The following is a 24046-nucleotide window of genomic DNA, read 5'->3' as shown; positions in this document are numbered from 1 at the left end:
GGTTGAATGAATTACTCATTCAAAACTGAACAAAACAAAAGCGCTCTCGTATTATCCTTAGAAAGGAGGTGATCCAGCCGCACCTTCCGATACGGCTACCTTGTTACGACTTCACCCCAATCATCTGTCCCACCTTAGGCGGCTGGCTCCATAAAGGTTACCTCACCGACTTCGGGTGTTACAAACTCTCGTGGTGTGACGGGCGGTGTGTACAAGGCCCGGGAACGTATTCACCGCGGCATGCTGATCCGCGATTACTAGCGATTCCGGCTTCATGCAGGCGAGTTGCAGCCTACAATCCGAACTGAGAATGGCTTTATGGGATTCGCTTACCTTCGCAGGTTTGCAGCCCTTTGTACCATCCATTGTAGCACGTGTGTAGCCCAGGTCATAAGGGGCATGATGATTTGACGTCATCCCCACCTTCCTCCGGTTTGTCACCGGCAGTCACCTTAGAGTGCCCAACTGAATGCTGGCAACTAAGATCAAGGGTTGCGCTCGTTGCGGGACTTAACCCAACATCTCACGACACGAGCTGACGACAACCATGCACCACCTGTCACTCTGTCCCCCGAAGGGGAACGTCCTATCTCTAGGAGTGTCAGAGGATGTCAAGACCTGGTAAGGTTCTTCGCGTTGCTTCGAATTAAACCACATGCTCCACCGCTTGTGCGGGCCCCCGTCAATTCCTTTGAGTTTCAACCTTGCGGTCGTACTCCCCAGGCGGAGTGCTTAATGCGTTAGCTGCAGCACTAAAGGGCGGAAACCCTCTAACACTTAGCACTCATCGTTTACGGCGTGGACTACCAGGGTATCTAATCCTGTTTGCTCCCCACGCTTTCGCGCCTCAGTGTCAGTTACAGACCAGAAAGTCGCCTTCGCCACTGGTGTTCCTCCAAATCTCTACGCATTTCACCGCTACACTTGGAATTCCACTTTCCTCTTCTGCACTCAAGTTCCCCAGTTTCCAATGACCCTCCACGGTTGAGCCGTGGGCTTTCACATCAGACTTAAAGAACCACCTGCGCGCGCTTTACGCCCAATAATTCCGGACAACGCTTGCCACCTACGTATTACCGCGGCTGCTGGCACGTAGTTAGCCGTGGCTTTCTGGTTAGGTACCGTCAAGGTACCAGCAGTTACTCTGGTACTTGTTCTTCCCTAACAACAGAACTTTACGACCCGAAGGCCTTCTTCGTTCACGCGGCGTTGCTCCGTCAGACTTTCGTCCATTGCGGAAGATTCCCTACTGCTGCCTCCCGTAGGAGTCTGGGCCGTGTCTCAGTCCCAGTGTGGCCGATCACCCTCTCAGGTCGGCTACGCATCGTCGCCTTGGTGAGCCATTACCTCACCAACTAGCTAATGCGCCGCGGGCCCATCTATAAGTGACAGCCGAAACCGTCTTTCCATCTTCTCTCATGCGAGAAAAGAACATATCCGGTATTAGCTCCGGTTTCCCGAAGTTATCCCAGTCTTATAGGCAGGTTGCCCACGTGTTACTCACCCGTCCGCCGCTAATCTCAGGGAGCAAGCTCCCATCGATTCGCTCGACTTGCATGTATTAGGCACGCCGCCAGCGTTCGTCCTGAGCCAGGATCAAACTCTCCGAAGAAATGTTTGACTTGCTCATTTTGCTTTTTTATAGTGTGTGCTCACTCAAAATTTACGTTGGCGCTTTGTTTTGTTCAGTTTTCAAAGAGCAATTATTCAATCGCCCTGAAGCGACTTTAACAATATATCAAATATATTGTTTGTTGTCAACAACTTTTTATTAACTCGCTGTCGACTTAATTAGTATATCTATTATCGCTACTAATTGCAAGTGTTATTTTAAAATAAAATAAAATGACCAATAGGTTCACCTTGAATCGTCACCCTTTTATAAGGAGGCTTACTAATTAATCTAGTAAGCTACCCATAAATTATAGGATTTCCTCTATATATATTTCCCTATTGGATCCCAAATCAATTATATCACCATTATCATATAAACGAACCAGTGGCCTAGTTTGTGAATTAGCATTTATGAACATGATCTCAGCTATGGAACCATCATTTAATTTGACTTTGGTCCCAACCGCAAAACTGGAGAAGCAAGCTAAAAGCGCTTGAACGACCGTAATGTCAAATTGGCCAAAACTATCATGGAGAATCATTTCCACTACTTTGAACGGCGGCTGTTTCTTTCTATAGACTCTTTCGGATGTCATTGCATGAAAAACATCCGCCACTGCTATTATTTTCGAGAATAGATGCATGGTTTTCGCTCTCATCTTGTGAGGATACCCGCTCCCATCCACCCTCCCGTGATGCTCTAGTACTGCTAGCTTCACGCTATCCGTAATGATTGAACTATCTTTAATCATTTGATAACTGAAAATGGGGTGATTCTGGACCTCTTCATTCTCTTCCAAAGACAAGCTTGTGGCTTTATTGAAAATGCTGGGGGGGAGTTTGGCCATCCCACAGTCAGCCAAGCACCCACCAAGAGCTACTTGGTAGATATCAGCTAACTCACATTTCATTTTAAACGCGATGAGTGCTCCTATTAAGCCAGTTGATATAGCATGGTGATAGATATAATCTTCTTTATTGCTGTAATGATGAAGCTTCAGGATAGCACTCGGTTCTTCCAATGCTTTAACCACTAGAGGGATAAGAGGCGACCGAATGATGGACACTTCGACTTTACTACCTGCCTGCCAATTTTTAAAAAGCTGCTTATAGGTTTGGACAGTTTTTAAATAGTGGGTGATGAAGTCGGAGGAATCTTCTGTATCGTCTAGTTCCTTATCAATGATTTCCTTCGGGATAAATCTTTCTCCGTCAATCAACATCTTTTCAACACTAACTTCTTGCATTAAGAAGACTTTCAAGACTTCTATCAATTCAGAAGTCAATATCGTTTTCTTATTCATGATAGGGTGGCCCATGTATCCCTTAATATCTTTTGAAAGTATGCAACCTTCTACTAAAAAGTCGGTTTTCACCAGCAAAACTGTTCACCTCTGTAACAGTTATTTAACACAGACTATTTTACTAGAAAATTATGGAGATATCCATCTTTTTTATGATAAATTACCTATTAATCATTCAATGATTCAAAAAATAAGTTAGGTATTTATAACCACATTGGTGTATGTACAACAAAAAAAGGCCCAGCTAAATTAGCCTGGGTCCCCTTTGCTACACCTTTTTATTCTTCCGTATCTGTATCTGTATCTACATCTATTTCAGTTTCATCGTTCACTGCAGTTTCACCAGCGTCTTGAACTGACTCCTCAACAGGAGCATCTTCATCGATGCCTTCTACTGGTTCAAGAAGTTCTTCTTCTTCCTCTTCACGTCCAACGATAGCCACAGTCGAAACATATTCATTTTCCGAAGACTCAAGACGGATGAGCTTAACACCCTGTGTATTACGACCTGTCTTAGAAATTCCTTCAACTTCCATTCGGATCAATACACCGGCAGCTGTAATCAGCATCAAGTCTTCTTCTTCCCCTGTAACGGTTTTCACGGCAACAAGCTCACCGTTTTTCTCTGTGACATTACAAGTTTTGATACCTTTACCACCACGGCTTTGGATACGGTATTCCTCAGCGTTTGTCCGCTTTCCATAACCATTTTTCGTAACAATCAGTACTTCTTCATCTTCTTCCAAAATCTCCATGCCGATTACTTCATCGGAGGCTCTTAAGGAAATTCCTTTTACCCCAGCAGCTGTACGTCCCATTGTACGGACATCGGTTTCTGGGAAACGAATCATCATTCCCGCTTTAGTACCGATGATAATTTGCTTTTCGCCATTCGTGAGTCGAACCGAAATCAGTTCATCATCTTCACGGAGACCTACAGCTATCAATCCATTATTTCGGATATTAGCGAAGGATGACAACGGTGTACGCTTAGATATACCGTGTCTTGTTGTGAAGAACAAGTACCAATCATTAGTGAATTCCCTCACTGGAATGATTGCATTGACCCATTCTCCTTTATCAACTTCTAACAGATTGATAAGAGGGAGCCCTTTTGCTGTCCGTCCATATTCAGGTATTTCATATCCTTTAGAACGATAGACTTTCCCTTTATTGGTGAAGAATAATAATGTATCGTGAGTCGATGTCGTTAACAGATGATCGACAAAGTCGTCAGCATTTGTACCCATACCTTGTATGCCTCGCCCTCCACGTTTTTGACTACGATACGTAGTGGCAGGTAACCGTTTGATATATCCATTATGCGTTAGGGTCACGATAATATTTTCTTCAGGGATTAAATCCTCATCTTCCAGACTTTCAAAACCTACTAATGTAATTTCAGTTCTCCTCTTATCATTGAAACGCTCTTTTATTTCTAGAAGCTCTTCACGAATGATTTCAAGAACCTTCTCTTCATTGGCCAAGACCGCTTTGAATTCTGCGATCAATGCCATCAAGGCTTGATACTCTTCTTCAATTTTTTCTCGTTCCAAACCAGTTAAGCGTTGTAAACGCATATCCAAAATAGCTTGGGCTTGCTTTTCTGAAAGCGAGAATTGAGTCATTAACCCTTCTCTAGCTATTTCAGTAGTCTGTGAACCACGTATTAATGCAATGACTGCATCCAAATTATCAAGTGCTACTCGTAATCCCTCTAGTATATGGGCCCGAGCTTCCGCTTTACGCAGTTCAAATTCCGTTCTACGACGAATGACAATCTTTTGATGTTCCAAGTAATGATACAGGCATTCCTTCAAGTTCAAGACCTTAGGCTGCCCGTTTACCAAAGCAAGCAGGTTAATTCCAAAAGTCGTTTGCATGGCAGTATGTTTGTATAAATTATTTAGGAGGACATTCGCATTTACGTCTTTCCTAAGCTCCATGACAATTCTCATACCGTTACGATCCGACTCATCCCGTAGATCGGTTATGCCTTCAATCCTCTTATCCCGAGCAAGCTCGGCAATTTTTTCTATCAATCTTGCCTTGTTCACTTGATAAGGGATTTCCTTAACGATAATGACTTGTTTACCATTGGCTTTCTCTTCGATTTCAACTCTAGCACGTTGAATGATTGAACCTTTTCCTGTTTCATAGGCTTTCCTGATACCACTCCGGCCTAATATAAGCCCTGCAGTCGGGAAATCGGGTCCAGGAATGTGTTCCATCAACTCTGGAATCGTAATTTCTGGATTTTTACTTAATGCCAATACGCCATCAATTACCTCACCTAATTGGTGAGGAGGGATATTGGTTGCCATTCCGACAGCTATCCCTGAAGAACCATTCACTAATAAGTTTGGGAAACGAGCCGGCATAACAGCAGGCTCTCTTTCCGAACCATCATAGTTATCTTGGAAGCTAACTGTATCTTTGTTTAAATCACGAAGCAATTCCATCGATATTTTCGACATCCTTGCTTCCGTATACCTCATTGCAGCCGCTTGGTCACCATCGACAGATCCGAAGTTCCCATGACCGTCGACAAGCATATAACGATAGTTAAAGGGCTGCGCCATCCGGACCATCGTTTCATACACAGCAGAATCACCATGAGGATGATACTTACCGATTACTTCACCTACAATACGGGCTGATTTTTTAAATGGTTTATCCGACGTCATCCCAAGATCATTCATTGCATAAAGAATTCTCCGGTGCACCGGTTTCAAGCCATCCCTTACATCAGGCAAAGCCCGAGCTACAATAACACTCATGGCATAATCTAAAAAGGACGTCCGCATTTCCTTGCTTATATTTATCTCTTGCACACCTGATCTTTCTATTTCTGACATGGAGCCAACCTCCTTTATAAAGCTTATACTTTCATTTTTGGATCGGGTCGTGAACTATGTAAAGAACAGGATATAAGATCATCCTGTTAAACAAATTAAATATCTAGATTTTTTACATAAATCGCGTTTTCTTCAATGAAATTTCGACGTGGTTCAACCTTATCCCCCATGAGCATCTCGAACGTTTCATCCGCTTCAACGGCATCTTTTAAACTAACCTGAAGCAATGTTCTCGTGTCAGGGCTCATGGTCGTATCCCATAGTTGTTCTGGATTCATTTCCCCCAGCCCTTTATAGCGCTGTAGGTTAGGCTTCGGTGTGCTTGGAAGGCTTGCCATTATTGTTTCAAGCTCCCGGTCATTATAGGCATAATCCACCTTTTTCCCCTGTTGAATCTTGAAAAGAGGTGGCTGGGCGATATAGATATAACCATATTCGATGATTTTTCTCATATAGCGGTAGAAGAATGTCAGCATCAACGTTCTAATATGGGCACCATCTACATCCGCATCGGTCATGATGACAATTTTATGATATCTTGCCTTTTCAATATTGAATTCATCGCCAATACCCGTTCCAAGTGCAGTAATAATCGTACCAATCTCCTCATTATGAAGAATTCGATCCAATCGCGCTTTTTCAACGTTTAAAATTTTACCCCGTAGTGGCAAAATAGCTTGGAAGTGGCGGTCACGGCCTTGTTTGGCAGATCCTCCGGCAGAGTTTCCTTCCACGATGTACAATTCGCTGATACTAGGATCCTTGGACGAACAATCCGCCAGTTTACCCGGTAGATTGGAGACTTCCAATGCACTTTTTCTTCTTGTTAACTCACGTGCTTTCTTGGCAGCCATTCTTGCCCTTGCAGCCATAAGCCCTTTATCTATGATTTTTCTGGCGACTGCAGGGTTTTCGTATAAGAAGGAATCCAACCTTTCGGAAAGAATGGAATCCGTTACAGTCCTGACTTCAGAGTTCCCCAGTTTTGTTTTCGTTTGCCCTTCGAATTGGGGCTCAGGGTGCTTAATCGATATGATTGCGGTTAATCCTTCACGCACATCTTCACCAGAGAAATTATTATCCGCTTCCTTCAAAAGTCCGTTTTTCCTAGCGTAATCATTGATTACGCGGGTCAACGCAGTCTTGAAACCTGATTCATGCGTACCGCCTTCATAGGTATGAATATTATTGGCAAAAGAAAAAAGGTTACTAATATAGCTATCATTGTATTGAAGAGCTAACTCGATAGAAATGCCATCTTTTTCGCCTTCCATGAAAATGGGTTCTTCATGGAGTACTTCTTTAGAACGGTTCAAATGCTCTACATATGACTTAATTCCACCTTCATAGTGGAATTCCTTGATTTTTTCCTCTTCTTCACGCTTATCTTCAATGATCAGCTTCAATCCTTTATTTAGGAAAGCGAGCTCTCGGATACGAGTTGCCAGCGTATCAAAATCATATTCTATGGATTCCGTGAATATTTCCTTATCCGGAACAAAGTGGACCGTTGTACCCGTATGGTCAGTTTCTCCGATAACCTTTAGGTCCTCTTTAGGTACACCACGATTAAATTGTTGATAGTGTATTTTTCCGTCACGATGAACAAATACTTCTAACACTGTCGATAGGGCATTTACGACTGAGGCACCTACACCATGCAGACCTCCGGAAACCTTATAGCCTCCGCCGCCGAACTTCCCACCAGCATGAAGTACAGTCATGATTACTTCTACTGCAGGACGACCCATTTTTTCATGTATACCCACTGGTATACCACGACCATTATCGACAACAGTAATACTGTTGTCCTTTTCAATTGTCACTTTTATTTCATCACAAAAACCTGCTAGCGCTTCATCAATACTATTATCGACAATTTCCCAAACAAGATGGTGAAGTCCTTTTGCAGATGTGGTACCGATATACATGCCGGGACGCTTACGTACTGCTTCTAAGCCTTCTAAAACCTGTATCTGATTCTCATCGTATGCCTGAGCTTGTACTTCTTTTTGTTCCATTGTCATACGTATCCACCTACACTTTTCTTTTGGCATTTATCACTTTAAAGGATAACAATAATCTATAGAGCATTTATTCATCGATTAAGGAAGGTGACTGCAGCGAGCGTTTTTTCAGGGTGACCGAGGCAAGCGGTGAATAATAGACCTGCTTTTCTGTCACTACAATCGATTTAATCGAGTTTTTTGTTAAATGAGAGATCACATCTACCCTTTTCTCCAAGAATTCATCGATTATGGGAGAGGAGTGAAGCATCTTTTTATCTAAAATAGCTATGATATCATCCGTTTTCACAAGAATATCCTCACCAATATGGAGATACATGCTTTCACCTCGTTATTTAAGCTTTTTTATACTGCCTTGACTCACATAAAAGGTGGACGCTTCTCTGAGGGTTTGATGATCGATTCCATCGATAGAAGGTGTCGTCACAAACGTCTGCACTTTTCCTTGTATCGTATTTAGTAAATGAGTTTGACGATAATCGTCAAGTTCCGATAACACATCATCCAATAGTAAAATCGGATACTCACCGATTTCCTCATGAATCAATTCAATTTCAGCAAGTTTCAAAGATAACGCAGTCGTACGCTGCTGTCCCTGGGAACCATAGGTCTGGACATCACGGTCATTTACATAAAAAGTCAAATCATCCCGGTGAGGTCCTATCAAGGTTACGCCCCGCTCAATTTCTCTTGCCTTTATTTTATCAAATTTTTCTGTGTATACTTCTATTATTTTCGTCAAATTCATGGATTCTGATACATCAAGCGACGGCTTATATTGGATTTTCAATACTTCTAGATTCCTGGAGATCCCTGAATGAATCGGCTCTGCCCATTGCTGAAGCTTAGAAAGAAAGTGAAACCTTCTTTCGACAATTTTCGCTGCATACTGAATAATCTGGTCAGTTAATACATCAAGCATCGCCTCGTCCTTTTGTTTACGGGTCTGCAGAAGCTTTAAGTAATGATTTCTTTGTTGAAGTATTTTATGATATTGGCTCATATCATGAAGGTATACAGGAGAAACCTGGCCAATTTCCATATCTATAAAACGGCGTCTGACTTGAGGACTTCCCTTTACGAGATTCAAGTCCTCAGGAGCAAACATGACCACATTCATATTGCCGACATACTGACTTAATTTTCTCTGTTCAATATGGTTGCACTTCGCCTTTTTACCCTTTTTCGAAATGGTCAGCTCAAGTGGGATTGATGTATTTCTCTTTCTTACTCTGCCTTCTATTTTAGCATACTCTTCATCCCAGCGAATAAGTTCTTTGTCATTTGAGGTACGGTGGGATTTTGCCATTGCTAATACGAAAATGGATTCCATTACATTTGTTTTTCCTTGGGCATTTTCCCCAAGGATTACATTGACCTTATTTTCAAAGGTAAGGTCTAATTCGGTATAGTTGCGGTAGTTTTTCAAACTTATTTTTTCAATGTACATAATCCGCTCTTCCCTTATGTTTTAGCTTGTTATTGTGAAGGTGCCGAATTCAGGGATTTCGATTTTATCACCTGACCGTAACTTTCTGCCTCGTCTCACATCTAATTCGCCGTTGATGAAAACCTCATATTCGCTTAAAAACCATTTTGACATGCCGCCGCTTTGAATTAAATCGGCCAACTTCAAGAATTGTCCTAGCGTAATATATTCCGTGCTTATTTTTATTGAGTCCATTAGGTGCCTCACTCATTTCTAAGTAGTCTTTAATACTTTATTTTACTAAATAAATTGGATTAAGACAAAGTATAGCTTTTGCTTATCCTTTATTTAACAGATTGTACCTTCTTTGCATAGGTTGCAGTCTTGGCTAATCCTTGTCTCCCCATACATTTGAGCTAAAAAATTAAAGACCCGGTAGCAGGTCTTTAATTTTGTGAAATATTATTTTAGTAAGTTCTTACTGGCAGGATTAATTGGAGCATTGATTCATCATGTAACGGTCGGATGACAAATGGACGCATAGCACCAGTAAAGTTTATTTTGATATCGGATCCTTCTAATGCCTTTAATGCATCCATGACAAATTTTGCACTGAAGGATATTTTCAAGTCTTCCCCTTCGATGGCTTCAGCTTGTACTTCCTCGCTCACTTTACCTATTTCTGGTGTATTGGAAGACACTTCGATGATGCGACCCTCTATGGTTGTTAGTTTAACCACATTATTTCTTCCCTCTCGAGCTAATAAAGATGCCCGATCAATCGCTTGCAGGAAGTCTTTTGTATGGACTGTCACATCCGTTTTGCTATCGGTTGGAATCAATCGGGAAGTGTCCGGGTAGTTTCCTTCAAGTAGACGTGAGAAGAACAATAGGTTTTCTGCTTTGAATAAGACTTGGTTATCCGTGATGACGATTTCTATAAGTTCATTCGTATCATCCAGAATCTTACTTAACTCGCTTAGGCTTTTCCCTGGAATGACGACACTATAAGCTCCGTTAATCTTGTTCTCAATTTTAGCTGTCCTCATGGCCAATCTATGACTATCTGTTGCAATACAGGTTAATTCGTCATCCTGAACCTTCAAGTTTACACCTGTTAAGATAGGTCGTGTTTCTGAGGTGGACACTGCAAACCCGGTTTGACGAATCAGTGTTTTTAAAAGATCCGTTGGAAGTTTGAAGATATTTTCTTCTTCAATGATCGGTAAATGAGGATATTCTTCAGGATCTAATCCATTTAAGTTAAATTCAGCTTTACCAGACCGGATGATCGTTTGAAAATTATTTTGGACCTCGATTTCTACTGTATCCATCGGTAGTTTTTTGACGATTTCACTGAAAAAGCGTGCATTAAGGACAATTCCACCGCTGCTTTTAACTTCGACGATTTCATCACCATCTACTTCAGCTGGAATAAATGACTGTATGGAAATATCCGAGTCACTTCCTGTTAAGGTAACTCCTTCTGTTGTCACACTTATTTTTATCCCCGTTAAAATAGGAATCGTCGTTCTCGATGTGATAGCTTTCATTACTTCTTGGACACTATGAACTAATCGATCTCTTTGAATTACGAATCTCATGTTCCATCCTCCAATTTTAATTGCCTAAATGGCATATTTATTAATAATTTTATTTAAAAAAGATAGTAGTAATAGTAGTAGGGCTTGTGGATATGTGGATAACCCGGTTGAAGCTAAGATAAAACAGTCTATCCACATGTGGACAGACTGTGTGTAAGTAGTCATCAGTTATACACATTATCCAGAATCTATTATACCTTCAATTGATCCTGGATTTCCTTGACCTGACGTTGCAGCTGGGTATCCGTTTGCATAAGTTTCGAGATTTTTTCATGGGCATGGATGACGGTCGTATGGTCTCGCCCTCCGAATTCATCGCCTATTTTAGGCAGCGAAAAGTCGGTCATTTCCCGGGAGAGGTACATAGCAATCTGTCTTGGAAAAGCTACGGATTTAGTCCTCTTTTTCGCTTTGAAGTCCTCAAGTTTTACGCTGTAATGCTCACCGACCGTTTTTTGAATTTCCAAGATCGTGATTATTTTAGGTTTTGAGCTTGGAATGATGTCTTTCAAAGCCTCAGCAGCTAAATCAGCATTAATATCTTTATTGATCAGCGAAGAATAGGCGACAACACGAATAAGTGCACCTTCAAGCTCCCTGATGTTCGAATCGATTTGGTTGGCTATATAAAGCATTACTTCATTCGGAATATCGAGTCCTTCCGCCTTGGCCTTTTTACGTAAAATGGCAATCCTCGTTTCTAAGTCAGGTGGCGTAATATCCGTAATCAAGCCCCATTCAAAGCGGGAACGGAGACGATCTTCAAGTGTTGGAATCTCTTTGGGTGGACGATCACTCGAGATGACGATCTGTTTACTTTCTTCATGCAAGGCATTGAATGTATGGAAAAACTCTTCTTGAGTTTGTTCTTTTCCTGCTAGGAATTGAATATCATCAATTAATAAAACATCTACCGTACGATATCTATCACGAAATTCCCCGGCCTTATTATCCCGGATCGAATTGATGAATTCATTCGTGAATTTTTCAGAGGATAGATAAACGACTTTTGCCTTTGGATTATGCTCAAGTACGTAATGACCAATGGCATGCATTAAATGAGTCTTACCAAGCCCTACTCCTCCATATATAAACAACGGGTTATAGGCTTTGGCGGGTGCTTCTGCGACAGCGAGAGACGCAGCATGGGCAAAACGATTGCCGGAGCCAATGACAAACGTATCGAAGGTATTTTTCGAGTTAAGCATATGCTGTGGAAATGGATTGTTTTCCTTATCCTGTTTTTTTATCTTTTTAGGCTGAACGGGAGCGGAAAAGTCATCATCTTCCTGATTGGGCGGAATAATGAACTTCGCTTCCAATTCTTCGCCGGTCAGTTCGAATAAAACATCAGAAATAAGGTGAGAATAACGTTCCTCAAGCCAATCCCTAGCAAATTCATTGGGAGCGGTGACTGTTAAGATGTCACCTTGAAGTAAATAAGCTTTAGTTGATTTAAGCCAAGTTTCAAAGCTTGGTTTACTGATCTTTTTCTCAATTTTTCCGAGTGCCTGATTCCAGAGGCTATCGATGTTATCCAAACTTATCCCTCCTTTGCAAAATATTTTTCTATAAGTATTAAAAGGTCTAGGCACAAATAAACTCATCGATCGCTGTCTTAAAAAAATTTGGACAGCAAAAGTTCGGTGAGCTGTATAAGGGATGTTGGATGTCACTAAAAGGTGAGGTCCCTGGAACGATATCGCGCATTGTACAACCTTTGTATAAATAACATCTTGTAATAAGATGCAGGTCCGTATGTTTATTCATCAACAGGCATGTCTTGAAATATATAATAAGAAGATAATAGGTTTTTCGACAATATCCACTGTTTGTGGACAGATTAATATTCACAGGTCGAATAAACTATCCACAAGTTATGCACAGTCTGTGGATAACCGTTATCTGTTGATAAAGTTATTCAGAGTGAAAACACAAATATAATATCAGAAATTTGGACGTCTTGCAATGGCTTAGTGAACTTTATCCACAACTCAAAGGGCCTGTGGGAAAAACTTTTCCACAGGCTTCTTTTTTGTGTAAAACTATACGAAATGGGCTGTGGATAGAAAAAAACATGTCGAATTTTATCCACAGATGGAGTGATGGCGTCGAATTCCTCTAAATTATTTTATTGATGGATGGAACTAAAACAGGTTGTATACTGATTCCCCATCACTGCATTTATGCCATTCAGGTGTCCCTAGTTCCTCTATAAAACGAAAGCGGAAGTTCACAAATGTTTTTGTCGATTCGTTATATGCATGGTAAAGTAGTATGAAGAGGGATCAATTAGGTTAAAATTCATGAAATGTACCCTCTGACCAAAAATTTCTATATCAGTTATAGGCAAAATCATTTACAATAGGCTAGGTAGTAAAAAACCCACTGGACATTAAGCAAAAAGTAAATATTTTTCTAGATGTAGTTGACAAGTAGAAAGCAACATCTATATAATTGTAAGGACTGTCTTTAACTGTTATTCCTCAGGGAGGTGTCATATAATGAAAAGAACTTATCAACCGAATAATCGCAAACATAGTAAAGTTCACGGTTTCCGTGCACGTATGAGCACGAAAAACGGACGTAACGTAATCGCTGCACGTCGCCGTAAAGGAAGAAAAGTACTATCTGCATAGACCACTGAAAAGTCTCAGTGGTTTTTTTTCGCTAAATAAAGGATTTACTGAGACTCAATTCATTCTAATGAAGGTGTAAAGATGAAAAAAAAGTTAAGGATAAAGAAAGAGGACGAATTCCAACTCGTTTTTAAAAAGGGAGAATCCTCTGCCAATCGACAATTCGTTATCTATGTCCTTCAAAAGCCCGAGCAGGAATATTTCCGCATAGGCCTCTCTGTCAGTAAGAAGATTGGGAATGCCGTTGTTCGGAATCAAATTAAAAGATACATACGGCAAGCATTTTTAGAATTGAAAGAGGATATAGAAGAGGGAAAAGACTATATTGTGATTGCTAGAAAACCAGCGGCAGAAATGGACTTTTCTCAAGTGAAAAGCAGTTTGATCCATGTCCTGAAGCGTTCTAAATCGCTAAATTTCAAAAAAATAAAATAAACCCTTAAAAACTCCTTTTTCGACATAGTTATTAATTATGCTTTGAAAAAATAGAATTTCATCGTTAAAAGTTGATAAGTGGGTGACTTTTCCTTGTAGTTCACTTGTGAACGGGTTACATTTATTCAAAAAGATTGATTGAAGTTAGGAGGAAAAAACGGTTGAAGAAACGAATATTACTCATCATTGGATTAGCTTCGATAATGATGTTGCTATCAGGATGTACGGAGATCAAAGAACCGATAACGGCAGATAGTGAAGGGTTCTGGAATTCATATATTGTCTATCCGTTATCATCCCTCATTATTTATATTTCTGAATTATTTGGCGGAAGCTACGGTTTGGGAATCATTGCGGTTACCTTAATCATACGCTTGATATTACTTCCACTTATGATTAAACAGGTGAAAAGTTCAAAAGCAATGCAAGCCATTCAACCAGAAATGAAAGAACTTCAAGCAAAATACAGCTCAAAAGACGCTGCCACACAACAAAAACTACAAAAAGAAACAATGGCGTTATTTTCAAAATATAATGTGAATCCATTGGCAGGATGTTTACCGATAGTGGTTCAAATGCCAATTTTGATTGGTTTTTATCATGCAATCAGCCGTACGCATGAGATTTCCCTGCATAGTTTTCTCTGGTTCGATTTAGGTTCTCCGGATCCTTATTATATCTTGCCGATCATAGCGGGTATTACAACTTTCATTCAGCAAAAGTTGTCAATGGCGGGAATGAACTCAAATCCGCAAATGGCGGCACAAATGACAATGATGCTTTACATCATGCCAGTCATGATTGTTATTTTTGCAATTAATTTTCCAGCTGCTCTTTCACTTTACTGGGTAGTGGGTAACCTTTTCGGCATCGTTCAAACATATTTCATCAAAGGTCCAGATCTTAGAAAAGCAGCTGCGGAAAACGCGGAGGGAGCAAAGAAAAAGTGAAAAAGATAACTGCTACAGGACAATCTGTCGAAGAAGCAGTCAATTCAGCTTTAGCTCAACTTAACAGCACAAGAGATCGCGTGGAAATTGAAATTGAGGATGAAGGAAAAAAAGGATTTTTGGGTTTGTTTGGGGCCAGGCAAGCAATCGTCCACGTGACATTGCCTGCTGATCCCGTTGAAGAATCCCTAAAGTTCCTGCAGGATATCACTCAAAAAATGGGAGTTAAGTCGGAAATCAGGGTTCAACGCCAGGGGAAGAACGTAACGTTCCATTTGTCAGGTGAAAAAATTGCCTTATTAATTGGTAAACGGGGTCAAACGTTAAATTCCCTTCAGTATTTAACACAATTGGTAGCCAATCGCTATTCGAAGCAGTTTTTGAATGTGATTGTAGATGCAGAGGATTATCGCAACCGTCGAACGGATACTTTAATCCAATTAGCTGAAAGAATGGCCAATAAATCCCTGAAAACTGGTAAAACTGTTGCATTGGAGCCGATGCCGTCATATGAACGGAAGGTAATACATAAGGCTCTGCTTCATTATCCGAAAATCAAGACGACTTCCAATGGTACAGAACCATATCGCCATTTGGTCATCACTCCGGTTAAATAAACCTTCTGCTAATTAAGCGGAGGTTTTTTTTTGCTTTATATAGAGGCGAACCGAAAGGAATGTCGACATTATCAAATGCTCCTTTAACTAAATCCTGATCACATATTATCCTTTCATTCCTCCCCTTCAATTTCTAAGGCTGACTCTTAAAAAAGGGACATGGAAAGAAAGTCAGGCTTTATTTGTTATTCACATGTGGATAAGTTAAAATGAAGGGTACAGAAATATAAGGTTTTAAGGCATGTGGATAACTCTTGAAAGGAAGGAGTATCTACTTTTTTTCATGATTATACTGTGTTATTGTTGTAATTTAGGGATTCAAGATTTTTGTTTATCAAATAAATTAGAGAAACATTAATATACAAGAGGTGAAAGCATGGAATTCGATACAATCACCGCCATTTCAACTCCTTTAGGGGAAGGGGCAATTGCCATCGTAAGAATCAGCGGTGATGAGGCCATAGAAATAGCCGATAGAATATTTAAAGGACCAAGCGGTAAAAGTTTACGGAAAGTGGATTCACATACCATTCATTACGGGCACTTGGTTGTACCTAAAACTGGAGAAGTCATAGAAGAGGTTATGGTTTCTGTCATGAAAGGTCCTAAAACGTTTACGAGAGAAGATGTCGTTGAAATAAATTGTCATGGTGGAATCGTTTCGGTTAATCGGGTTTTACAGCTTATCCTCTCACAGGGAGCACGCTTGGCAGAGCCTGGTGAATTCACGAAACGAGCTTTTTTGAATGGGAGAATCGATCTCTCTCAGGCAGAAGCTGTCATGGATTTAATCCGAGCTAAAACGGATAAAGCGATGAATGTTGCGTTGGGTCAAATGGAAGGGCGGCTTTCGAAATTAATTCAAAAGCTGCGACACGAAATATTACAGACTCTCGCACAGGTCGAGGTGAATATAGATTACCCAGAATATGATGATGTTGAAGAAATGACACATCGATTGTTTTTGGAAAAGGGCAGTTATGTCAAGGCAGAGATTGAAAAACTTCTCAGGACGGCCCAGCAAGGAAAAATTTTGCGGGATGGCTTGGCGACGGTTATCATCGGGCGTCCGAATGTCGGAAAATCGTCTTTGCTAAACAGCTTAGTGCATGAAAATAAGGCAATCGTTACCGATGTCCCAGGGACAACTCGAGACGTTATTGAGGAGTATGTCAATGTGCGTGGGGTGCCGCTAAAACTTGTCGACACAGCTGGTATTCGTGAAACGGAAGATATCGTTGAGCGGATTGGCGTGGAACGCTCCCGGGCGGTATTAAAAGATGCGGACCTGATTTTACTCGTTTTAAATTACTCCGATGACTTTACGCCGGAAGATGAAAAGCTGTTCCAAGCAGTCGAAGGAATGGATGTCATCGTCATTATCAATAAAACGGACCTGCCACAGAAAATCAATATGGAGCAGGTTAAGGAAAAGGCAGCAGCACACAAAATAGTCACTACATCTTTACTGGAAGATGAAGGTGTCGATGAATTGGAAGAAGCGATTGCTTCTTTATTCTTCGAGGGCTCTTTGGAAGCGGGGGACATTACCTATGTTTCCAACGCCCGTCATATTGCGCTGCTCGGACAGGCCTTGCAATCGATCGAGGATTCCATGGAAGCAATCGAGATGGGAACGCCGATTGACTTAGTTCAGATCGATTTCACAAAGGCATGGGAATTACTCGGGGAAGTTATTGGTGAAAGTGTCCAGGATAATTTAATCAATCAATTGTTTTCACAATTTTGTCTAGGAAAGTAAGCGTAGAGGGAGGAAAATGATATGCAATATGAAGCAGGAAACTATGATGCCATCGTAGTTGGGGCAGGCCATGCAGGTAGTGAAGCGGGTCTTGCATCTGCTAGAGTCGGTGCCAAAACATTGATGATCACCATCAACTTAGATATGGTTGCCTTTATGCCATGCAACCCTTCTGTTGGAGGACCGGCAAAAGGGATTGTGGTCCGGGAAATTGATGCCTTAGGCGGCGAAATGGGTAAAAATATCGATAAAACGCACATTCAGATGAGAATGTTAAATACAGCGAAAGGTCCGGCCGTTCGTGCTTTACGTGCACAAGCAGATAAGTTTCTTTATCAGCAAGAAATGAAAAAGACGATAGAAGATGAGCCGAATTTAACGTTAATTCAAGGAATGGTTGAGGAATTGATTGTTGAAGATGGCGTTTGTAAAGGTGTCATCACAAAAACGGGTGCCATTTACCGTGCGAAAACTGTCGTTATTACGACTGGGACCTATTTACGGGGTGAAATCATTTTAGGGGAACTAAAATATTCAAGTGGTCCTAATAATCAGCAACCATCCATCAGGCTTTCCGAGCATTTGGAAGAGTTGGGCTTTGATTTGGTCCGGTTCAAAACAGGAACGCCTCCGCGCGTCAATAGTTCTTCTATTGATTACAGTAAAACGGAAATACAGCCGGGTGATGAAGTTCCACGTGCTTTTTCCTTTGAAACGACAAAATACATCACCGACCAATTGCCATGTTGGTTAACGTATACAAATGAAGGAACTCACCAGCTCATTGATGCGAATCTACACCGTTCCCCAATGTATTCTGGGATGATTAAAGGGACTGGCCCTCGTTACTGTCCATCGATAGAAGACAAAGTTGTACGCTTTAATGACAAGCCACGCCATCAGATATTCTTGGAACCGGAAGGGCGCAATACCAAAGAAGTATATGTACAAGGATTGTCTACGAGCCTTCCCGAAGATGTCCAAATTAGGATCCTTCAGACCATACCAGGTCTTGAAAAGGCTGAGATGATGCGTGCAGGATATGCGATTGAATATGATGCGATCGTGCCGACACAACTTTGGCCAACATTGGAAACGAAAAAAGTGAAAAACCTGTATACAGCAGGTCAAATCAATGGGACATCAGGTTATGAAGAAGCGGCGGGCCAAGGATTAATGGCTGGTATTAACGCTGGCTTGAAGGCATTGGGAAAAGAAGAACTGATTCTAAGCCGGTCAGATGCATATATTGGCGTTTTAATCGATGATCTTGTGACAAAAGGTACGAATGAGCCTTATCGCCTGCTGACTTCTCGTGCAGAATACCGCTTACTGTTACGTCATGATAATGCAGACTTACGCCTGACCGAAATCGGTTTTAAAATTGGAATGATCAAAGAAGAGCGATATAATCGTTTCCATATAAAGAGAGAGGCCGTGGAGGCAGAACGAGAACGGTTGAAATCCACCTTCATTAAACCTACTCAAGAGGTGCAGGAGATTATCATCGCAAGTGGTGGGAGCGAACTAAAAGATGGGATTCGCGCTTCGGATTTATTGAAGCGGACAGAAATGGATTATTCCCACATTCAAAAGCTTGCTCCAAGTGATGTCGACCTAAGTGATGAAGTGAAGGAACAAGTCGAAATCCAGGTCAAGTATGAAGGATATATTGAAAAATCCTTACAGCAGGTTGACCGCCTCAAGAAAATGGAGAATAAAAAAATCCCAGAAAACATCGATTACGATGCAATCAATGGATTGGCTACGGAAGCTCGCCAAAAATTAAAACAGGTACACCCTCTATCCGTTGCCCAAGCTTCACGGATTTCAGGTGTGAACCCTGCTGATGTCTCTATTTTGCTAGTTTATTTAGAACAAGGAAAGATCGCTAGAATTTCTAAGTAAACGGAAATACCCGAAAAGGATTGAAGTAATCATGAATATTGAGCAATTCCAACAAGCGCTGCAGGAGAAAGGCATTGAACTTTCTCCACGCCAGCTTGAGCAATTTGATATGTACTATCATTTATTGGTGGAATGGAACGAAAAGATGAACCTAACGGCCATAACCGATAAAGAAGAAGTCTATTTAAAGCATTTTTATGATTCGATCAGCGCAGCTTTTTACTTCGATTTCAACAAGCCTCATCGTATTTGCGATGTGGGTGCCGGAGCTGGTTTCCCGAGTATCCCTTTGAAGATCTGTTTCCCGGATATTCATGTATCAATCGTTGATTCTTTGAATAAGCGCATCTCTTTTTTAAACCATCTTGCTGACTCTTTACAATTGTCAGGCGTATCGTTTTATCATGATCGTGCCGAAACATTTGCTCAGAAACCGGAACATCGTGAAACCTATGATGTTGTTATGGCAAGAGCGGTGGCAAGAATGTCTGTTTTGAGCGAGCTATGTTTACCCCTTGTTAAAACGGATGGGACATTCATTGCGATGAAAGCGGCCAGTGCCCATGATGAGATGGATACAGGAAAAAAGGCAATCTTCACATTAGGTGGGAAAATTGAGGAAATATACCCGTTCATATTGCCAGAAGAGAATAGTGAGCGAAATATCATTACGGTGAAAAAAGTGAAGAAGACTCCAAAAAAATATCCAAGAAAACCAGGTACACCGAATAAACAACCTATAGAATGACCGGTACGTGAATAGTCTGTTTATCACGATTCATACACGACTAGCACTTTACGATCCTTTCCTTTACTATAAATAATATAATTTCCATTTTATTTAATGTAAGCTGTCCCAGTGAACCAGTTTGGTGGGAAAAAGTTGGGGACTCTTAAATCGGCGGGGAAATAATCTTAGACAGGCGTCTACTATTAATATTAGCAAGACATTTAGGCTATGGAAATGCATTGGTGACGCCAGTCGACATGGTTATACAGCAATGGTCGATATGTATTTTCATGTCGGGAAATGTATGGAGGACTTGTTCTTTCCATAGAGAATATGTTATTTGGGAGTTTTAAAAGGTGGTGTAGGAAGATGAAGCATCCTTTTTCGCGTTTCTTAAGGTTTGGCGAAAAAGAAGAACAGCAACTTGAGATGGAGGCACCAAGCAATAATAATGAAGAAATAAGGAAAATTTCCATTTCTGATATTGTGCCAAATCGATTTCAACCAAGGACTGTATTTAACGACGATAAAATCTCGGAACTAGCTCAGACGATTCATACACATGGTATCATTCAACCGATTGTAGTTAGGGCATATGGTCAAGGAAAGTATGAAATCATTGCAGGTGAGCGTCGTTTTCGTGCTATGCAAAAGCTTGGTTGGGAGTTGGCACCAGCCATAATTAAAGATTTCACGGATACAGAAACGGCTTCAGTAGCGTTGATAGAGAATCTTCAACGTGAAGAATTGACACCGATTGAAGAAGCGTTAGCATATGGGAAATTAATTGAGCTCCATAACTTAACGCAGGAAGCACTCGCTCAAAGATTGGGAATTGGCCAATCGACGGTTGCCAATAAACTTCGGTTGTTAAAATTGCCACAGGAAGTCCAAGAAGCACTGCTTCAAAAACAGATTACGGAACGTCATGCCCGTTCGCTGATTCCGTTGAAAAACCCGGAAAATCAAGTCAAGCTGCTTCAAGAAGTCATTGAAAGAGGTTTAAACGTCAAGCAGACGGAAGAGCTGGTTGTCAAGCTTCTTACTGGTACAAAGGATCATTCAAAGCCAAAGCCGAAACGCAAGGCATTTAGTAGGGACATGAGGATTGCGGTTAACACGATTCGCCAATCGCTGACCATGGTAACGGATAATGGCATAAACCTGGATGCAGAAGAAGAGGAATTCGAGGAATATTATCAGTTTACGATAAAAATTCCAAAGAAAAAGTCTTAATCTGGTATCATCCCCCGCTTGGTAGTCATCGATTACCAAGCTTTTTTCTTGTGATTCGCAGTGAAAAAAACGAAATATTTATCTCCAAAAACTGCATTTTTTGACTAATTTAAAAGAATACCGAATTTTTCGTCGAATTTAAGAATTCGAGTTCCTTCATCATTATTCATGATAAAATAGAAGAAATATAGTACGTTTAAGATAGATGAGATTGTTGAAAGCAGGTGAATTCGTGGGGAAGATTCTTGCCATTGCCAATCAAAAGGGCGGTGTTGGAAAAACGACAACTTCGGTCAGCCTCAGTGCTTGCCTTGCATATATAGGAAAGAAAGTCTTGTTGGTCGATATAGACCCTCAGGGTAATGCGACTAGCGGCACTGGTATTGATAAAGCAGATGTGGAACAGTGTATTTATGATGTATTGGTAGATGATGTCGAAGCCAGTACCGTAATCTTGGAAACAAAGGTTGAAAACTTATATGCCATACCTGCCACAATCCAATTAGCGGGTGCGGAAATTGAGTTGGTACCTACCATCTCCAGGGAAATTCGATTGAAGCGTGCATTAGAAGAGGTGCAAAGTCAGTTCGATTACATCGTCATCGATTGTCCACCTTCACTGGGCTTGCTCACACTGAATGCCTTGACGGCAGCCGATGCCGTTTTGATTCCCGTACAATGTGAATATTACGCATTGGAGGGATTGAGCCAGCTGTTGAATACGGTCCGTCTCGTGCAGAAGCATTTAAATCATGATTTAAAGATCGAAGGTGTTTTGCTGACGATGTTGGACGCCAGAACGAATCTAGGTCTTCAAGTGATTGAGGAAGTGAAAAAATACTTTCAGGATAAGGTATATCAAACTATCATTCCCCGAAATGTTCGTCTGAGTGAAGCACCGAGTCATGGGGAACCGATTATCATTTACGATCCGAAATCACGCGGTGCGGAGGTCTATCTACAATTGGCAAAGGAAGTGGTCTCAAATGGCTAAAGGACTTGGAAAGGGACTCGACGCACTCTTTCCTAATGTGGAAGTCAGCAAGGATGAAACTGTTCAGGAAATCAAATTGAGGGAATTAAGGCCCAATCCCCATCAGCCGCGAAAAAACTTCCGCCCCGAAGCGATTGAAGAACTTAAGCAGTCAATTTTGGAGCATGGGATCCTTCAACCGATTATTGCCCGGAAAAGTATTAGAGGATTTGAAATTGTAGCTGGAGAAAGACGATGCCGTGCGGCTAAGGAAGCCGGTTTAAAAACGGTTCCTGTCGTTGTCAGGGAGTTAAATGAACAGCAGATGATGGAACTGGCGATATTGGAAAACCTACAGAGGGAAGATTTGAATCCGATTGAGGAAGCGGCAGCTTATCAAACGTTGCTCGAAAAGTTAAATTTCACTCAAGAGCAATTAGCACACCGTCTTGGAAAAAGCCGGCCTCACATAGCTAACTATGTCCGCTTGCTCTCTTTGCCTGAAGAGATCAGGAACTATATATCAGAGGGCACGATCTCCATGGGGCATGGGCGTGCATTGCTAGGATTAAAGAAAAAAGAGCTGCTTAAGTCTGTCATAGATAAAATCCTCAAAGAAACGATGAACGTTCGGCAGCTGGAGAATTATATCCATCAGTTGAATGATACTGTTTCACGTGAAACGAAGAATGCCAAACAACCAAAAAAAGATATATTCATCAAACAAAGAGAGTCCATACTACGGGAGAAACTTGGGACCAGCGTGACCATAAAACAAAGCAAGAAAAAAGGGAAGATAGAAATAGAATTCTTTTCAAAAGAAGACTTAGATAGAATACTAGACTTAATCGACCAAGAAAACATCTCCTCATAGGAACCATGGACTCTAATGTTTCTTGTCCCACTATGTATGCATAAAAAATAAAGGAAGGGATGTCCCTTCCTTTATTTTTTATAAGTATCATTATTAAAGTGTTTTTTCCTTTTTGAATGACCAGGTAAATGGGGTGATGGATGGCTTGGCAGGATAATGTCGTTGTGCTTCATGAATGCCCTCGGCTATAGTTTTGGCCATTTTTAAAACCAGGTTAAGCCGTGTGTTCTGTAGGACCATGAATTCCATGAACCCACTGACATTCACGATGCCTGTAATATGGGCATGCCCAACGGCTGGTAGGTCTTTATTGACACCAGCACCAGGTTTCACTGGTCCTTTACCGAGTTGGACAATCCCCACGCTCTTTAGTTTACCTAAGCAGGCATCTATGCCAACGATAAATGCATTCACATGGACTTTTTTGATTTCATCTAACTTTTCCTGCAGGTTCATCGCATGTATAGGGTTATCGAGTGTCCCATACACATGGAATGAAGAAGCACCTAGTTCGGATTTTTCTTGAAGTAGGGTACCGACAAGTGGACCGAGGGAATCACCAGTAGAACGATCTGTGCCAATGCAGACAAAAACGATAGGCTGAAGCTTTCCTGAAGGCAAGAGATTGAGTAATTCCTGGGAAATTTGATTGGTTGCGTCCGCATCTTCATGCAGGATACGACTTAATCTAGTTTTGTTATTAAATAGATTAGAATTAAGATTCATCGGCTCCACTCCTTTACTTTGTTTTGTGTTAACAGTATACGGTTGAAAAGGAAAAAATATACGGGATATAGGTTAAATTGAGGGGGGAATTAATTATTAAGAACAGCTAATTGGCTGAAGGGCAAATGTGATTCTGTCCTTTCCTCTACCTCGTTGCTAGTTGCATAGCGATTTATAGTAAAAAGATCATGTTTTGAAATGGAAAAAAATTTCTAATTTCTTTACTATATACCCATGTTATTTTTATACAGAAACCTTTAATTTAATGATATTACAAACAAAACTTCTCCTATACTGGATTACATCCTCGGCCGTAGGGTAGAGAGAATAAGTTCAACAGGAAAAACGGTGGGCCCTTTA

At 41.1% G+C, this 24046-nt stretch carries 19 protein-coding genes and 1 rRNA gene; 10 read left to right on the top strand and 10 right to left on the bottom strand.

Annotation, left to right across the window (positions count from 1 at the left end):
• Nucleotides 1-61: 61 nt before the first annotated feature.
• The 9 genes from ACQKIC_RS04055 to dnaA all read right to left on the bottom strand — a co-directional run bounded on the left by ACQKIC_RS04055 (nt 62) and on the right by dnaA (nt 12377).
• A 16S ribosomal RNA gene (locus ACQKIC_RS04055) occupies nt 62-1612 on the bottom strand.
• Between the two features lie 310 nt (nt 1613-1922).
• Entirely contained in the window at nt 1923-2918 is a 996-nt protein-coding gene (locus ACQKIC_RS04050; RefSeq protein ID WP_427591664.1) for an HD-GYP domain-containing protein, read from the bottom strand.
• 278 nt (nt 2919-3196) lie between these two features.
• The gene (gene gyrA / locus ACQKIC_RS04045) at nt 3197-5776 is read right to left on the bottom strand and encodes a DNA gyrase subunit A (RefSeq protein ID WP_402991096.1); all 2580 of its coding nucleotides are present in this window, start codon (nt 5774-5776) and stop codon (nt 3197-3199) included.
• A 95-nt stretch (nt 5777-5871) separates the two neighbouring features.
• Entirely contained in the window at nt 5872-7797 is a 1926-nt protein-coding gene (gene gyrB, locus ACQKIC_RS04040) for a DNA topoisomerase (ATP-hydrolyzing) subunit B (RefSeq protein WP_402871286.1), read from the bottom strand.
• 73 nt (nt 7798-7870) lie between these two features.
• Nucleotides 7871-8122, bottom strand: coding sequence for an extracellular matrix regulator RemB (remB, locus tag ACQKIC_RS04035; RefSeq protein ID WP_402869910.1), 252 nt, complete (start codon nt 8120-8122; stop codon nt 7871-7873).
• A 12-nt stretch (nt 8123-8134) separates the two neighbouring features.
• Entirely contained in the window at nt 8135-9253 is a 1119-nt protein-coding gene (recF, locus tag ACQKIC_RS04030) for a DNA replication/repair protein RecF (RefSeq protein WP_402869912.1), read from the bottom strand.
• Between the two features lie 21 nt (nt 9254-9274).
• Nucleotides 9275-9487 (bottom strand): S4 domain-containing protein YaaA, encoded by a 213-nt coding sequence (yaaA, locus tag ACQKIC_RS04025; RefSeq protein WP_402869913.1) that lies wholly within the window; start codon nt 9485-9487, stop codon nt 9275-9277.
• 212 nt (nt 9488-9699) lie between these two features.
• On the bottom strand, nt 9700-10836 hold the full coding sequence (gene dnaN, locus ACQKIC_RS04020) for a DNA polymerase III subunit beta (protein ID WP_402869915.1): 1137 nt from the start codon (nt 10834-10836) through the stop codon (nt 9700-9702).
• A 191-nt stretch (nt 10837-11027) separates the two neighbouring features.
• Nucleotides 11028-12377, bottom strand: a complete 1350-nt coding sequence (gene dnaA, locus ACQKIC_RS04015) for a chromosomal replication initiator protein DnaA (RefSeq protein WP_402869917.1) — start codon at nt 12375-12377, stop codon at nt 11028-11030.
• A 963-nt stretch (nt 12378-13340) separates the two neighbouring features.
• Between dnaA and rpmH the strand changes: the two genes are divergently transcribed.
• The 10 genes from rpmH to ACQKIC_RS03965 all read left to right on the top strand — a co-directional run bounded on the left by rpmH (nt 13341) and on the right by ACQKIC_RS03965 (nt 22960).
• Nucleotides 13341-13475, top strand: a complete 135-nt coding sequence (rpmH, locus tag ACQKIC_RS04010; RefSeq protein ID WP_402869919.1) for a 50S ribosomal protein L34 — start codon at nt 13341-13343, stop codon at nt 13473-13475.
• An 81-nt stretch (nt 13476-13556) separates the two neighbouring features.
• Complete coding sequence (gene rnpA, locus ACQKIC_RS04005) at nt 13557-13910, top strand: ribonuclease P protein component (RefSeq protein ID WP_402955098.1); 354 nt, start codon at nt 13557-13559, stop codon at nt 13908-13910.
• Between the two features lie 161 nt (nt 13911-14071).
• Nucleotides 14072-14860 (top strand): YidC family membrane integrase SpoIIIJ, encoded by a 789-nt coding sequence (spoIIIJ, locus tag ACQKIC_RS04000; protein ID WP_402869925.1) that lies wholly within the window; start codon nt 14072-14074, stop codon nt 14858-14860.
• Nucleotides 14857-15477, top strand: a complete 621-nt coding sequence (jag, locus tag ACQKIC_RS03995; RefSeq protein WP_407406703.1) for an RNA-binding cell elongation regulator Jag/EloR — start codon at nt 14857-14859, stop codon at nt 15475-15477. The genes spoIIIJ and jag overlap by 4 nt, the downstream gene beginning before the upstream one ends.
• Nucleotides 15478-15853: 376 nt before the next feature.
• Nucleotides 15854-17239 carry a tRNA uridine-5-carboxymethylaminomethyl(34) synthesis GTPase MnmE gene (gene mnmE / locus ACQKIC_RS03990; protein ID WP_402869932.1) on the top strand — a complete coding sequence of 462 codons (1386 nt, stop codon included), beginning with the start codon at nt 15854-15856 and terminating at the stop codon, nt 17237-17239.
• Nucleotides 17240-17260: 21 nt separating this feature from the next.
• Nucleotides 17261-19147 carry a tRNA uridine-5-carboxymethylaminomethyl(34) synthesis enzyme MnmG gene (mnmG, locus tag ACQKIC_RS03985; protein WP_427591665.1) on the top strand — a complete coding sequence of 629 codons (1887 nt, stop codon included), beginning with the start codon at nt 17261-17263 and terminating at the stop codon, nt 19145-19147.
• Nucleotides 19148-19178: 31 nt separating this feature from the next.
• On the top strand, nt 19179-19895 hold the full coding sequence (gene rsmG, locus ACQKIC_RS03980; RefSeq protein WP_427591666.1) for a 16S rRNA (guanine(527)-N(7))-methyltransferase RsmG: 717 nt from the start codon (nt 19179-19181) through the stop codon (nt 19893-19895).
• Nucleotides 19896-20246: 351 nt separating this feature from the next.
• Entirely contained in the window at nt 20247-21113 is an 867-nt protein-coding gene (gene noc / locus ACQKIC_RS03975) for a nucleoid occlusion protein (RefSeq protein ID WP_402869940.1), read from the top strand.
• Nucleotides 21114-21345: 232 nt separating this feature from the next.
• The gene (locus ACQKIC_RS03970; RefSeq protein ID WP_402871289.1) at nt 21346-22107 is read left to right on the top strand and encodes a ParA family protein; all 762 of its coding nucleotides are present in this window, start codon (nt 21346-21348) and stop codon (nt 22105-22107) included.
• Nucleotides 22100-22960 (top strand): ParB/RepB/Spo0J family partition protein, encoded by an 861-nt coding sequence (locus ACQKIC_RS03965; RefSeq protein ID WP_402869943.1) that lies wholly within the window; start codon nt 22100-22102, stop codon nt 22958-22960. The genes ACQKIC_RS03970 and ACQKIC_RS03965 overlap by 8 nt, the downstream gene beginning before the upstream one ends.
• A gap of 93 nt (nt 22961-23053) precedes the next feature.
• Here the strand turns inward: ACQKIC_RS03965 and yyaC are convergent, their stop codons facing one another.
• Nucleotides 23054-23686 carry a spore protease YyaC gene (gene yyaC, locus ACQKIC_RS03960; protein ID WP_402869946.1) on the bottom strand — a complete coding sequence of 211 codons (633 nt, stop codon included), beginning with the start codon at nt 23684-23686 and terminating at the stop codon, nt 23054-23056.
• Nucleotides 23687-24046: the final 360 nt, after the last annotated feature.

The sequence above is a fragment of the Peribacillus sp. NPDC046944 genome (genome assembly GCF_050272735.1).
Lineage (GTDB): Bacteria > Bacillota > Bacilli > Bacillales > DSM-1321 > Peribacillus.
Note: the sequence above shows the minus strand (reverse complement) of the source record. Positions and strands in the feature narration are given on the sequence as shown.

Excerpts from the sequence above, each read along its gene's own strand:
- dnaN (WP_402869915.1), bottom strand. The coding sequence starts at position 10,836 with ATGAGATTCGTAATTCAAAGAGATCGATTAGTTCATAGTGTCCAAGAA.
- mnmE (WP_402869932.1), top strand. The coding sequence starts at position 15,854 with ATGGAATTCGATACAATCACCGCCATTTCAACTCCTTTAGGGGAAGGG.
- recF (WP_402869912.1), bottom strand. The coding sequence starts at position 9,253 with ATGTACATTGAAAAAATAAGTTTGAAAAACTACCGCAACTATACCGAA.
- remB (WP_402869910.1), bottom strand. The coding sequence starts at position 8,122 with ATGTATCTCCATATTGGTGAGGATATTCTTGTGAAAACGGATGATATC.
- rsmG (WP_427591666.1), top strand. The coding sequence starts at position 19,179 with ATGAATATTGAGCAATTCCAACAAGCGCTGCAGGAGAAAGGCATTGAA.
- gyrA (WP_402991096.1), bottom strand. The coding sequence starts at position 5,776 with ATGTCAGAAATAGAAAGATCAGGTGTGCAAGAGATAAATATAAGCAAG.
- ACQKIC_RS04050 (WP_427591664.1), bottom strand. The coding sequence starts at position 2,918 with ATGAATAAGAAAACGATATTGACTTCTGAATTGATAGAAGTCTTGAAA.
- rnpA (WP_402955098.1), top strand. The coding sequence starts at position 13,557 with ATGAAAAAAAAGTTAAGGATAAAGAAAGAGGACGAATTCCAACTCGTT.
- gyrB (WP_402871286.1), bottom strand. The coding sequence starts at position 7,797 with ATGGAACAAAAAGAAGTACAAGCTCAGGCATACGATGAGAATCAGATA.
- ACQKIC_RS03965 (WP_402869943.1), top strand. The coding sequence starts at position 22,100 with ATGGCTAAAGGACTTGGAAAGGGACTCGACGCACTCTTTCCTAATGTG.
- yyaC (WP_402869946.1), bottom strand. The coding sequence starts at position 23,686 with ATGAATCTTAATTCTAATCTATTTAATAACAAAACTAGATTAAGTCGT.
- yaaA (WP_402869913.1), bottom strand. The coding sequence starts at position 9,487 with ATGGACTCAATAAAAATAAGCACGGAATATATTACGCTAGGACAATTC.
- noc (WP_402869940.1), top strand. The coding sequence starts at position 20,247 with ATGAAGCATCCTTTTTCGCGTTTCTTAAGGTTTGGCGAAAAAGAAGAA.
- rpmH (WP_402869919.1), top strand. The coding sequence starts at position 13,341 with ATGAAAAGAACTTATCAACCGAATAATCGCAAACATAGTAAAGTTCAC.
- mnmG (WP_427591665.1), top strand. The coding sequence starts at position 17,261 with ATGCAATATGAAGCAGGAAACTATGATGCCATCGTAGTTGGGGCAGGC.